Source organism: Protaetiibacter intestinalis (assembly GCF_003627075.1).
Taxonomy (GTDB): Bacteria; Actinomycetota; Actinomycetes; order Actinomycetales; family Microbacteriaceae; genus Homoserinibacter; species Homoserinibacter intestinalis.
In genome coordinates this window covers 2,259,064-2,271,694 of the sequence record NZ_CP032630.1, presented here as the reverse complement: position 1 = coordinate 2,271,694, position 12,631 = coordinate 2,259,064, and the positions used below count along the sequence as shown (strand labels likewise).

General features: G+C 72.9%; 11 protein-coding genes and 1 tRNA gene. 5 read left to right on the top strand and 7 right to left on the bottom strand.

Going from position 1 to position 12,631, the window contains the following annotated elements; all coding sequences use genetic code 11:
* Positions 1-2: 2 nt before the first annotated feature.
* Positions 3-1,304 (bottom strand): CDP-glycerol glycerophosphotransferase family protein, encoded by a 1,302-nt coding sequence (locus tag D7I47_RS10720; protein ID WP_120763930.1) that lies wholly within the window; start codon positions 1,302-1,304, stop codon positions 3-5.
* Between the two features lie 148 nt (positions 1,305-1,452).
* Here D7I47_RS10720 and D7I47_RS15085 point away from each other — a divergent pair, with 148 nt between their 5' ends.
* Positions 1,453-4,236 (top strand): CDP-glycerol glycerophosphotransferase family protein, encoded by a 2,784-nt coding sequence (locus D7I47_RS15085; RefSeq protein ID WP_227000626.1) that lies wholly within the window; start codon positions 1,453-1,455, stop codon positions 4,234-4,236.
* A gap of 31 nt (positions 4,237-4,267) precedes the next feature.
* Here the strand turns inward: D7I47_RS15085 and D7I47_RS10710 are convergent, their stop codons facing one another.
* Together D7I47_RS10710 and D7I47_RS10705 are read right to left on the bottom strand one after the other, a co-directional pair.
* Entirely contained in the window at positions 4,268-5,314 is a 1,047-nt protein-coding gene (locus D7I47_RS10710; protein ID WP_120763026.1) for a glycosyltransferase family 2 protein, read from the bottom strand.
* Positions 5,315-5,384: 70 nt separating this feature from the next.
* Entirely contained in the window at positions 5,385-6,818 is a 1,434-nt protein-coding gene (locus D7I47_RS10705; protein WP_120763025.1) for a S1C family serine protease, read from the bottom strand.
* A 146-nt stretch (positions 6,819-6,964) separates the two neighbouring features.
* Between D7I47_RS10705 and D7I47_RS10700 the strand changes: the two genes are divergently transcribed.
* From D7I47_RS10700 to D7I47_RS10690, 3 genes are all read left to right on the top strand, one after another.
* Complete coding sequence (locus D7I47_RS10700; RefSeq protein ID WP_120763024.1) at positions 6,965-8,143, top strand: pyridoxal phosphate-dependent aminotransferase; 1,179 nt, start codon at positions 6,965-6,967, stop codon at positions 8,141-8,143.
* An 83-nt stretch (positions 8,144-8,226) separates the two neighbouring features.
* On the top strand, positions 8,227-8,871 hold the full coding sequence (locus D7I47_RS10695) for a TetR/AcrR family transcriptional regulator (RefSeq protein ID WP_120763023.1): 645 nt from the start codon (positions 8,227-8,229) through the stop codon (positions 8,869-8,871).
* A 55-nt stretch (positions 8,872-8,926) separates the two neighbouring features.
* The gene (locus D7I47_RS10690; RefSeq protein WP_120763022.1) at positions 8,927-9,520 is read left to right on the top strand and encodes an HdeD family acid-resistance protein; all 594 of its coding nucleotides are present in this window, start codon (positions 8,927-8,929) and stop codon (positions 9,518-9,520) included.
* Position 9,521: 1 nt separating this feature from the next.
* Here D7I47_RS10690 and D7I47_RS10685 read toward each other — a convergent pair whose 3' ends face one another.
* Positions 9,522-10,340: a carbon-nitrogen hydrolase family protein gene (locus tag D7I47_RS10685; RefSeq protein ID WP_120763021.1), complete on the bottom strand. Its 819-nt coding sequence runs from the start codon at positions 10,338-10,340 to the stop codon at positions 9,522-9,524.
* 86 nt (positions 10,341-10,426) lie between these two features.
* Here D7I47_RS10685 and D7I47_RS10680 point away from each other — a divergent pair, with 86 nt between their 5' ends.
* Positions 10,427-10,996, top strand: a complete 570-nt coding sequence (locus D7I47_RS10680) for a hypothetical protein (RefSeq protein ID WP_120763020.1) — start codon at positions 10,427-10,429, stop codon at positions 10,994-10,996.
* On the opposite strand, the gene D7I47_RS10675 is transcribed toward D7I47_RS10680, so the two are convergent.
* From D7I47_RS10675 to D7I47_RS10665, 3 genes are all read right to left on the bottom strand, one after another.
* On the bottom strand, positions 10,990-11,433 hold the full coding sequence (locus D7I47_RS10675) for a GbsR/MarR family transcriptional regulator (protein ID WP_120763928.1): 444 nt from the start codon (positions 11,431-11,433) through the stop codon (positions 10,990-10,992). The genes D7I47_RS10680 and D7I47_RS10675 overlap by 7 nt on opposite strands.
* The gene (locus tag D7I47_RS10670; protein ID WP_120763019.1) at positions 11,430-12,284 is read right to left on the bottom strand and encodes an alpha/beta fold hydrolase; all 855 of its coding nucleotides are present in this window, start codon (positions 12,282-12,284) and stop codon (positions 11,430-11,432) included. The genes D7I47_RS10675 and D7I47_RS10670 overlap by 4 nt, the downstream gene beginning before the upstream one ends.
* Positions 12,285-12,361: 77 nt before the next feature.
* Positions 12,362-12,438, bottom strand: a tRNA-Met gene (locus tag D7I47_RS10665).
* Between the last annotated feature and the right edge of the window lie 193 nt (positions 12,439-12,631).

Below are 12,631 nucleotides of genomic sequence, written 5' to 3'. Positions count from 1 at the left end.
CTCTAGTCGCCCGAGGCGGGGAGCCCCTCTTCGTCCTCGTCGTCGTCGAAGGGGTCCGACTCGGAGGTGTGGCGGTCGGTCGCGTGCACGACCGCGTGACGGTCCCACTCCGCGATGAGCTGCTCGACGGCCCCGTGGAAGCGGGCGGTCGCGGCGCCGGGCGCCGTGTCGCCGAAGTGGTGGGTCGACCAGTAGGCGAGCTTCTCGCGGGCCTCCGGGTCGTTGAGCTCCCGCTCGAGGGCCGCCAGCACGTTCGGCGCGTCGTCGGCGTACAGCCAGGTGGTCGCCCCGAGGAAGCCCTGCTCGTCGACCTCGGCGTCCGGGGATGCGGGGCGCGCCACGATGATCGGCTTGCCGACCGCGAGGCGGTCGTAGACCATCGCCGAGATGTCGGTGATGGCGACGTCGGCATCCGCCAGCTGCCAGCCGAGCTGCGGACCGTCGTCGTACACGTGGTGGGCGGTCGGGTCGGCCTCGTTCGCCGCCGCGATCGCGGCGATGATGCGCTGGTTGGCCGCGCGGTAGGCGCGGTCGATGACCCCGGATCGCGGATGCGGGCGGTACACGAGCCGGTGCGCGGGCGAGGCGAGCACGGCATCCGCGAGCGCCACCCCGTGCGAGGCGATCGAGCCGTAGGCGGCGGCCGGGCGGTCGCCCTCCCAGGTGGGCGCGTACAGCACGACGGTGCGCTCGTCGTCCGGGTAGGGCACCTCGCCCGCGAAGTGGTCGGCCTGCGGGCGCCCGATCGGGATCGCCTTCGTGGCGACGTCGTACCCCCACAGCTTCGCGGAGAGCCGGTCGACGGCCGCCTGGCCCGCCACGAGCGCGTAGTCGTACGCCTTGAACTGGTTCGTGGTCATGTACATCTTGTCGGACTCGCCGTGGTTGATGAACACGTGCCACATGCGCCCGTACCGGAACATCTGGAAGTTCTTCATGTTCTGGTTGACGTAGAACACGATGCGCACGTCGTGCCGCCCGACGAAGGCCTCGAGGTCGGTCACCCGGCGGCAGTACACGACCGGCACGGGCGCCTCGTTCTTGAGCGTGAGCGTCGCGCCCGGGCTGCGGGTGATGATCGTCACCGGATGCGTCCTCGCGAGCTCCGCGAGCGGCGCGTACCACTGGCGGATCTGGTACAGGTTCACGCGCGTGTCGGCGAAGTACACCGCGATGTGCACCTCGGCGGGTTCGCCGGTCCCCTCGGTCTGGATGCGGTGCGCCAGTTCCCGACGCGTCTCGCGGGAGCGCAGCGCGTTGCGCAGCACCTTGCGTGCCGCCTTCAGATCGCTGACGATCCCCATCCGCCGTGTTCCTTCCCGGGGCGCGCGGACGCCCGTCCCATTACACCAGCCGCGCCCGCGCGGGCGGCGCCGGACCGCGGCATCGTTACCGTTCGGTTGCCCGCGCGAACCGTCCGTTCCGCCCGGGTCGGCATGCCAGAATCGTCACGTGCCGGCCACTTTCACCTTCGGCGCCGGCAACGCCCGCAAGTTGCTCCGCCTGCCCCTCTACGCGCTCGGCGCGCTCGCCGCCCTGCTCGTGCCGCGCACCGCGAAGCTGTGGGCCTTCGGTTCGGGTATCGGCCTCGGCGAGGGCGCCCTGCCGCTCTACCGGCTGGCCCGCGAGCGGCTGGGCGAGCGGGTGCGGCTGGTGTGGCTGGCCGGGTCGGATGCCGAGCTCGCCGAAGCGCGCGCCGCGGGTCTCGACGCGGTCGCGAAGCACTCGGCCCGCGGATTCTGGATCACCCTGCGCGCCCGCGTGCTCGTCGTCACGCACGGCTTCGGCGACGTCAACCGCTACGCCACGGGCGGCGGGTTCGTCGTGCAGCTCTGGCACGGCATCCCCCTCAAGAAGCTGCACCTCGACTCCCCCGCCGCCCTGCGCATCCGCGGGGTGCCCGACCACCGCTACGTGCGCGCCGTGCTGTCGCGCGCCTACCGTTTCGCGGGCCGGGGCATCGACCTGTTCCCGGTCGCCTCCGAGCTCGTCGCGCCCCGCATCGTGAGCGCCTTCGGGGTGCGCCGCGAGCGCGTCGTGGCGCTCGGCGACGTGCGCGACGACGTGCTCCTCTCGGGCGACCCGGGCGCCTCGCGGGAGGCGGCGCGCACGCTCATCGCGGATGCCGCGGGCCCCCTCGGCGGGGCCACCCGCGTCGTGCTCTACGCGCCCACCTGGCGCGACGGCGCCCCCGACCCCGGTGCGCCCACCCGCGAGGAGTGGCAGCTCATCGCCCGCTGGCTCGAGGCGCGCGACGCCGTGCTGCTCGTGCGCTCGCACCCGCTCGGCCTCGGCGACTACGCGGCGGGGCCCGCCGCCTCCGACCGCATCCGGATGCTGGGCTCGCGCGAGCTGGTCGATGTGACGCCGGCGCTCCCGGGCGTCGACGTGCTCGTCACCGACTACTCCTCGATCGCCTACGACTACGCGCTCGTCGACGGCCCCATCGTCTTCTTCGCCCCCGACGTCGAGCTCTACGCCCGCGCGCGCGGGCTGTACGAGAACTACCGCATCTTCAGCGACGACCGCTACGTCACGAGCTGGCCGCACGTGCTCGAGCACCTGGATGCGGCGGGCACGGCCTCCCCGCTCGGCGAGCGGATCGCGCGGCTCACCACCTGGCTGCGCGAGGAGCACTTCGACCGCCCGGACGGCCGCGCCGCCGAGCGCGTGCTGCACGAGATCCTCGTGCGCACCGGCGCGGATGCCGCGGGCGCCGCCCCCGACGGGCGACTCCCCCGTGCCCGGCTCGTCGAGGCGGTCGTCGAGGACGCCGCCGACGGCCCGGCCCTGCGCGTGACCGTCGCCGACCCCTCGCGCCCGGTCACCGGTGTGCGCCTCGAGGGCCCCCGCGCCCGGGTGGATGCCGTGGTCGACGGCCCCGGCGCGCTCACCGTGCGCCTGCCGCTGCTCGCCGCGCGCTGGGGCACCCCGCAGCTCGCCCTGCCCTCGGGCTCCTACCGCCTCACCCTCGACGCCGAGGTGCCCACGAGCCGCCTCGAGCTCGACGCCGAGCTGCCTCCCCGCTACGAGCATCCGCTGTTCCATGCCGAACTGCTCGCGCGCGCGGGCGGGCTCGAGCTGCGGGTGTCGGCACCGCTCGCCGACGACGAGCGCGGCGCCCGCAACCAGAGGCGCCTCGAGCGGGCCTACCGGCGCAGCCGCCCGAGCCCCGAGGACGCCGTCTTCCTCGAGAGCTTCTACGGCCAGTCGGCCTCCTGCAACCCGGCGGGGATCGCCCGGATGCTGCGCCGCATCCGCCCCGAGGTGACACGCTACTGGAGCGTCGTCGACGGCTCGGTCGCGATCCCCGAGGGCGACGTGCGGCTCATCGAGGGCAGCCGGGAGTGGTGGCGCGTGCGGGCCGCGGCCCGGGCCCTCGTCGTCAACGACTGGCTGCGCAAGCGCTACCGGCCGCGCCCGCACCAGCACGTGCTGCAGACCTGGCACGGCACGATGCTCAAACGCCTCGGCATCGACCGGCCGAACGTGGGCCTGCGCACCCGCGTCGCGGTGCGGCGCGAGAGCGAGCGCTGGGACGCCCTGCTCACCCAGAACAACTACAGCGCCCGCATCTTCCGCTCGGCCTACGCCTTCGGGCGCGAGACGTGGGACGAGGGCTACCCGCGCAACGACCGCCTCGTCTCAGGGGCGGATGCCGGACGCATCCGCGCCGCGGTCGGCATCCCCGACGGAGCCCGCGTGGTGCTCTACGCCCCCACCTGGCGCGACGACCGCACCGAGATGGTCGACTACCTCGACCTGACGAGCTTCGCCGCGGAGCTCGGCGACGACCACGTCATGCTCGTGCGCGGCCACTCCCGCACCCTGCGCTACGGGCGCGACCTCGAGGGCGATCGGCTCATCGACGTGACGAGCTACCCCAACGTGGCCGACCTGCTCGAGGTGGCGGACGTGCTCGTCACCGACTACTCCTCGGTCATGTTCGACTTCTCGGCTACCGGGCGGCCGGTGATCTTCTTCACCCCCGACCTCGCGCACTACAGCTCCGACCTGCGCGGCTTCTACTTCGACCTGCTCGCCGAGGCGCCGGGGCCGGTCGTGCGCACCCGCGAGGAGCTGCTCGACGCGATCGCCGACGCCGACACGGCGCGCGAGCGCTACCGCCAGCAGAGCTCCCGCTGGCGCGAGCGCTTCACGCCGCTCGACGACGGGCACGCGGGCGAGCGCGTCGTGCGCCGCATGATCGACGCGGGCTGGTTCCCGACCGACTGAGCCGGGATCCGGACCTCCGGGGCTCCGGCCCTCAGGACTCCGTGCGCGAGGTGTCGACGGCATCCCGCGCGCCGCGCAGCACCCCGACGAGGAACCCGCCGCCCCAGCTCAGATGCATGACCGCGAGGGCATACGCGAAGCGGATGCGGTCGCCGAGCGAGCCGCCGACGCCCGCCGCCGCGACGACGAGCAGCACGAGGTACGCCGCCGGCGCGAGGTAGGCGAGCGCGAGCACCCACGCGATCCAGCCCGAGATGAGCCCGGTGGCCAGGAACGGCGTGAGGAGCACGCTCGTGACGAGCCCGATGACGAGAGCCGGCGGGGCGAAGTAGCGCAGCGAGTTGCGGGTGCCGAGACGCCGCACGAGCTCGCCGCGCCACACGCCGGTGGCCCAGAACTGCCGGGCGAGCGCGCCCCAACTGGAACGCGGCCAGTAGCGCACCTGCAGCGCGGGGTCGAACCACACGGGGTGCCCGGCCGTGCGCAGCCGGAAGTTGAGCTCCCAGTCCTCGCCCCGGCGCACCGTCTCGTCGTAGCCGCCGATCGCGCGCAGCACCTCGGCGTCCATGACCCCGAGGTAGGCGGACTCCGCGGGCCCCTCCTTCGCGTCGGCGCTGTGGTAGGCGCCGCCGCCGAGGCCGAAACGGCTGTTGTAGGCGTGTGCGACGGCGGCCTGCACGCCCGGGCGCCCGACCGCCCTCATGACCCCGCCCACGGTGGCCGCCCCGGTGCGGCCGAGCGCCGCCACGCCGAGCCGCGTGTAGTCCTCCGAGAGCTCGGAGTGGGCGTCGACCCGCACGATCACGGGGTGCCGGGCCGCGGCGACCGCGAGGTTGAGCCCGATGGGGATGTCCATGCCGGGGTTCTCGACGACCCGGATGCGCTCGTCCTGCGCGACGAGCCGGGCGACGACCTCGGCCGTGCCGTCGGTCGACGGGCCGAGCGCGAGGATCACCTCGACGGGGCCCTCGTAGCGCTGCTCGAGGATCGAGCCGACCGCGTCGGCGAGGTAGTTCACCTCGTTGAGCACGGGCATCACGTACGAGACGCCGGGAAACGCATCCGGCGGCAGTGCCATGCGTCCTCCCGGTCGCCGCGCGGGTGCGCGGTGCCGTCGAGCCTAGCAATGCCGCCGGATGCGACGGGACTCAGGAGTCCAGTTCTCCCAGCTTCACGGTGACGGTGGTCGCCTTGCCGTCGCGCTGGTAGACGAGCTCGGCGCTCGAACCTGCGGCGAGGGCGCGCACCTGCGCCGTGAGGTCGGTGCTGCTGGTGATGGGGTGGCCGTTGAACTCGGTCACCACGTCGCCGGCCTTGATGCCCGCGGATGCCGCGGCGCCGCCCGAGGTGACCTCCTGGATGAGGGCGCCCACGACATCCGAATCCTCGGAGGTCGCCGTGCTGACGCTCGCACCCAGCAGGCCGTGGCTGGCGGTGCCGTCGGCGATGATCTCCTCCGAGACGCGCTTCGCGAGCGACGCCGGGATCGAGAAGCCGACGCCGATCGAGCCGCTCTGGCTCGACCCCGACGACGAGCCGGTCGAGGCGATGGCGACGTTGATGCCCACGAGCTTGCCCTCGTCGTCGAGCAGCGCGCCTCCCGAGTTGCCGGGGTTGATGGCCGCGTCGGTCTGGATGACGGGGAGCGAGATCGTGGAGCTCGCCGAGTTGCTCGAGGAGCTGCCGCCGTTCTGGTCGAAGTTCCAGAAGTCGAAGGGGCCCTGGCCGCCGTTCTGCTGCTGGTCGGGGGTCTGGTCGGTGTCGCCCGAGTCGGGCACCGCCGAGGAGGCGATCTGGATGCTGCGGTCGAGCGCGCTCACGATCCCGTCGGTGACGGTGTTCGAGAGCCCGAGGGGCGCGCCGATCGCGATGACCTGGTCGCCCACGTCGAGCGCGTCCGAGTCGCCCCACTCGATGGGGGTGAGACCGGAGGCGTCGTCGAGCTTGATGACGGCGAGGTCGACGATCGGGTCGGTGCCGACGACGGTCGCCGAGTAGATGCGGCCGTCGGCCGTCGTGACCTCGATCGTGCCGTCGGCGGACTCGCCGTCGAGCGTGACCACGTGGGTGTTGGTGAGCACGTAGCCGTCCTCGCTCAGGATGACGCCCGATCCGGTGCCGCCCGAGCTGCCGGCGGTCACCGAGATGGTCACGACCGAGGGGGCCGCCTTCGCGGCGACGGCCGTGACGGCGTCGACGCTCGAGGGGTTGTTGACCGTGATGGTCTGCGGCGAGGCGGGGCTCGCCGTCTGCTGGGAGGTCTGGCTCGTGATCGCCCAGGCGGCGACGCCGGCGCCGGCACCGCCCCCGAGGAGCGCCGCGACGACCGCGGCGGCGATGACGGGAACCGCGACGGAGCGCTGGCGGGGAGCCGGCGGGGTGGCGGATGCGGCGGCCGGGGCCTGCGGCACCGGCGGGACCGCGGAGAAGGCCGCGGGGGCGGGCGTCGCCACCGGCGGGGCGGGCTGCACGATCGGGGCGGGGGGCACGAAGGGGGCGGGCGGTGCGCTCGTCTCCGACTCGACGGCTCGCGGCTCGGAGGTCTCGGGCTGGGGGTTCGCTGACGACTCGTTCTCGGACATCGGGGGCGCTCCTTTCACGCGTTCGCCAGCGTGCGATCCGAAGCTGAACGAACCCTATGCTCGCCCTGCGAGCCTACTTCGGCTCGCCTCGGCGCTCGCTGCGGACGCCTGGACGGTAGCGTGTGCGGGTGACCGCACGACCCTGGATGCGCGCCGCCCGCGGCGCCCTGCTGCTCGGCGACGACGGCAGCCCGCGCCCCACGATCTTCGCCGAGATGTCGGCGCTCGCGGCCGCGACGGGGGCCATCAACCTCGGCCAGGGCTTCCCCGACGAGGACGGTCCCGCCGAGGTGCTCGAGGCGGCGCGCGAGGCGATCGCCGCCGGCATCAACCAGTACCCGCCCGGCCTCGGGATGCCGGTGCTGCGCGAGGCGATCGCGCACCACCAGCGCCGCTTCTACGGGCTCGAGGTCGACCCCGACACCGAGGTGCTCGTGACCGCGGGAGCCACCGAGGCGCTCGCCGCGACGCTGCTCGCCTTCGTCGACGACGGCGACGAGGTGGTGACCCTCGAGCCGGTCTACGACTCCTACGCCGCGATCATCGCGCTCGCGGGCGGGCGGCACGTGCCGGTGCCGCTCGCGGCACCGGACTTCCGGCCCGACCCCGACGCCCTGCGCGCCGCCGTCGGCGACCGCACGCGCGTCATCCTGCTGAACAGCCCGCACAACCCGACCGGGGCCGTGCTCGACCCCGCCCTCCTCGACCTGGCGATCGAGCTCGCCCACCGGCACGACGCGATCGTCGTGACCGACGAGGTGTACGAGCACCTCGTGTTCGACGGGGTGCGGCACGTCCCGGCGGCGACGCGGCCCGGAGCCCACGGGCGGGTCGTGTCGATCTCGAGCGCCGGCAAGACCTTCTCGACCACCGGCTGGAAGATCGGCTGGGTCACCGCAGCCCGCGAGCTGCGGGATGCCGTGCTCGCCGTCAAGCAGTTCCTCAGCTACGTGAACGGCGCGCCGTTCCAGCCGGCGATCGCGCTCGGTCTGGGGCTCCCCGACGCCTTCTTCACCGGTGCGGCCGCCGCGCTGCAGGCCAAGCGCGACCTGCTGTCGGACGGACTGCGGGCCGCGGGCTTCGCGGTGAGCCGGCCCTCGGGCTCCTACTTCGTGATCGCGGATGCGGCACCGCTCGGCGTCGAGGACGCGGCCGCGTTCTGTCGCGAGCTGCCGGAACGGGCAGGCGTCGTCGGCATCCCGCTCACCGCGTTCGTGCATCCGGACCGTCGCGCACCGTTCCGCTCGCACGTGCGGTTCGCCTTCTGCAAGCGCACCGAGGTGCTCGAGGAGGCCGCCGCGCGCCTCGCGGGTGTCGCCGGATGACGCGAACCCCCGAACAGGGTGTACAGACAGTTCCAGCGTGCCCCTAGGCTGACCACAGCACTGAAACAACCCGGATCGGCACCATGGAACCCACCACCTCCCTTGCCGAGCGGATCCTCGACGCGGCTGCCGAGATCGTCATCGGCGACGGCGTGGATGCGCTCGGCTACGGAACGCTCGCAGAGTCCCTCGGCATCCCCCGTGCCGACGTCACCGCCGCGTACCCCGTCTTCGAGCGGCTGCTCGCCGACCTGCTCACGCGCGAGACCGCGGACCTCACGCAGATCGTCGTCGACAACGTCGACCGCGACCCGCGCGGCGGCCTGCCCTCGCGCATCTTCGGCTACGCCCTGAGCGCCGTCTACGAGCACCCGCTGGCCCGTGCGCTGTACATCGGCGACCCCGACGGTCTCAACCGGATCATGCGGGCCATCGACGGCGTGACGACGCTGCCCCAGCTCTCGATCCACCCGGAGCTGCTCGGGGCCCTGCAAGCCGCGGGCACGGCACGCCACGACTTCGACGCCACGGCGGTCACCGCGGTCATCACGGTGCTCGGCTCGGGGGTCTCGATGTCGGCACCCGGTCAGCACCTCGACTCGGTCGCGAGCGGCTTGATCACGCTGCTCGAGCGCGCGGTCGACGCGGAGGTCGCCGACACCGCCGCGGGCAAGGCCGCGTTCTTCCGCTACGCCGAGACCCTGGCCGACACCGGCGGGCCTCGCTAGGCTCGGCCGCGAGGCCGGATGCGGATGCCCGGCCGGGTTCGGAGGGGACAACCGCATGTCGGACGCGATCGAGGTCAGCAGGTTCATCAAGTCGGTGTGGTGGCTCGTGCTGCTGCGCGGGATCTTCGCCATCGTCCTCGGCATCCTGGCCTTCATCTGGCCGGTCGCGACCGCGGTCGCGTTCGTGTGGGTGTTCGGCATCTATGCGATCGCCGACGGCGTCGTCAACATCATGCAGGCGATCGCGCGCCGCAAGGAGGACCCGAGCTGGGGCTGGCTGCTGACGATCGGCGTCGTCGGCCTGATCGCCGGCATCCTGGTGCTCATCTTCCCCTTCGCCGCGGGGGCGCTCGCGCTGCTCGTGCTGCTCTGGATCATCGCGATGTGGGCGATCGTCGGCGGCATCTTCGGCATCCCGGCGGCCGCCGCGCTCTCGAACGGCGGCGCGAAGGTCTACGGGATCGTGCTGTCGGTGCTGTCGATCGTCTTCGGCGTGATCCTCGCGATCATGCTCATCGGCAACCCGGCGCGCGCCGGCATCGCGCTCATCTACGTGCTCGGCGCCTACGCGATCCTCGCCGGCGTCGTGCTCATCGTCATCGCCTTCCAGGCCCGCGCGGCCGCGAACACGGTGCTGAAGGGCGCCTGAGCTACCGCTCGACGACCCGGAACCGGCGCAGCTCGAGCGCCGGGTTGACGTGCCGCACCTGCCGGATGCGGGCGGGGCTGATCCAGGCGACCGCGGTGTCCGTGCCCTCGCCGATCGTCACGAGCTCGACCCCCATCGGGTCGACCACCATGCTGTTGCCGGCGCCCACGGGCGGAGCCTGGTCGGCCGCCGCCACGAAGACCGTGTTCTCGATGGCGCGGGCGGTGACCAGAGTGCGCCACGCCGACTCCTTGAGCGGCCCGCGCACCCACTCGCTCGGCAGCAGCACGAGGTCGACGCCCGCGTCGACGAGGCGCCGGGTCACCTCGGGGAAGCGCACGTCGTAGCAGGTCTGGATGCCGACCGTGAAGCCGCCCGCGGCGAAGGTGCGCGGCTCCTCGACGGGGCCGGCCACGATCCAGTCCGACTCCCGCTGGCCGAACGCGTCGTAGAGGTGCTGCTTGCGGTAGTGGGCCACGAGCTCCCCGTCGGGGCCGAGCGCGACGATCGTGTTCGCGGCGCGCTCCGGCTCGCCGGGCACGAGCTCCAGCATCCCGGCGATGACGTGGACGCCGAGCTCGACCGCGATCTCGGCGAGCCCGCGCACGAACGGCCCGTGCAGGGTCTGGGCGTGCTCCACCCAGTCGGCGCCCATCGTGGCGGTGAAGTAGGAGGAGTACTCGGGGAACACCACGAGCATCGCCCCGCGTGAGGCGGCGTCGACGGCGAGCCGCGAGATCGTCTCCAGGTTGGCCGCGGTGTCGTCGCCCGGCGCGAACTGCGCCACGGCGACCGCGAACGGGGCGTCTTCGGCGTTCATAACGGTCACACTACGCCCCCACGTTTCGGGGGCGGCGGGCGTTATCATCGGCGCACCACCACCACCACGAGAGAACGAGGTGCACGATGCTCCCGCCCTCCCGCTCCACCCCCCGTCCCCGCACGATCCTCCTGGCGCTCGCCGCCGTCGGCCTCGCGACCGCCCTGACCGCCTGCGATCCGCTGCCGCCCGACCCGAGTCCGAGCCCCAGCGTCGTCGACACGCCCACCCCGACGGCCGAGACCGACGAGCCCACTCCCGAGCCGACGTCCACGACCCCGTCGGGAACCGTCGACCCCGCCCTCGTCGAGAACGTGCGCGATGCGATCGCGAGCGGCAACACGGCCGCCCTCGAGGGCTACTTCACCGATCCGGTGCGCGTCGTCATCGCCGCGAGCGAGGCCGACGACCAGTTGAGCCCCGTCGACGCGGTGCTCTCGCTCGACTACGTGGGGCCGGGCGTCGGCACCTGGGACTTCGCGCTCCCCGAGGCGACCGTCGACGGCTACCGCACGAGCGTCTACTACGCCGACTACTTCCCCGAGGACGTCATCGTGGGCCGCTCCTCCGAGGGGCCGGTCGTCGCCTTCTCCCCCGCGGGCGACGGCATCGACACCGTCTTCATGTCCATCGACGAGGACCTGCTGTTCTACTGAGGCGGGCGCGCACGCTCCCGGAGGATGCGTTCGCCGGCGTCGACGTAGCCGGCGAACATGTCGACGACGTCGCGCAGACGTTGCGTCGCGTCGGCATCCTCCGTGAGCTGCTCGGCCGCCTGCAGCGTCCTGATGAACATCCGGGTGCGCTCGTGACTGGCGGCGAGGAGCTGCTCGAAGCCGCCGGCGGCCTCGACGAACAGACGACGGCTCCCCGGCTGCGGGATGGTGCGTGCGAGCCCCCACGACACCAGCTCCCGGATCGCGGTGCTGACCGCGCCCGAGCTCAGGGACAGCGCGTCGCGCAGCTCCTCGGAGCTCGACGGCTCACCCCGCAGCAGCAGGTGACCGTAGACGCGACCCGTCGCCCGGGGCAGGTTCCAGCCCGCGAGCATGTCGCCCATCGCATCCACGAAGCGCTGCCGTTCGGTGCTCATGCGCGCACCGCGCCACCGTCGGGCGCCGTCGGACCGCGCCACTGCTCGAGGATCCGGAGCAGGGTCTGCGCGGTCGCGGTCGGCGCATCCCACGTGACGATGTGACCGGCGTCCGGGATGACGTGCTCCGTGATCCCCTCGTGCTCGGCCCAGCGCGCCATCGCGGTGGCGATGTTGCCGGTGCGGTCCTGCGCGCCCCGCACGAGGGCGAGCGGCACGGCGGAGCGGTGGGCCGGGTCGGGGTCGACGAACGAGATGGTGGCCGACCACACGTCCCGGAAGCGCGACTTGGGCATCCGGGCGAAGACCGCCTCGGTGCGCGCGACCACCGACGGCACGACCGACGAGGCGCGCGCCATGAGCCCCGGAAGGACGCGCGCCGGGATGAGGGCGAGCGAGGGTGCCGCGATGCGGAGTGCGAACCGCTCCATCGCGGAGAGCGGGCCGGTGTTCCACGTCGAGTCCAGCACGATCAGCCCGGCGACCCGGCTCGGATGGGCGCGGGCGTAGGCCTGCGAGAGGTTCCCGCCGAGCGAGTGCCCGACGAGCACCGCGTCATCGATGCCGCAGGCGTCGAGGAGCGCCGAGAGGTCGTCGAGCGCGTCCGCGGCCGTGAAGCGCACCTCCGGGTCGAGCGTCGACGCACCGTGCCCGCGCAGGTCCCAGAGCACCACGCGATGGCCGGCCGCAGTGAGGGCGGGTGCCTGCTCGTCCCACATCGTGTGGTCCATGCCCGCGCCGTGGGTGAGGACGACCGCCGGTGCGCCTTCGCCGGAGTCGGCGAAGGCGAGCTCCGCCCCGGGGCGCGTAAGCCGCCGGTCGAGCGGCGCCGCGGGATCTATTTTCACCATAGTCTGAATATAGCGAACATCTGCGCCCCTGCGCCGGACAATGAAGAAGGCCGCCCTTGCGGACGGCCTTCTTCATTTGGTTGCGGGGACAGGATTTGAACCTGCGACCTCTGGGTTATGAGCCCAGCGAGCTACCGAGCTGCTCCACCCCGCGGCACAAGGAATGAGCCTAGCACGGAACCGGGACGCCCGCCGACCGCGGGCTTCCCGCCGCCGAGGCACCCCATCCGCATCCCATCTCAAGGAGTCCGGCAACCCATCTCAAGGAGCGCGCGGCGTCGACGTTGCTCAGCAGCCGCATCCGTCGCATCCGTCACGCGGAGTCCTTGAGATGGGTTGCCGGACTC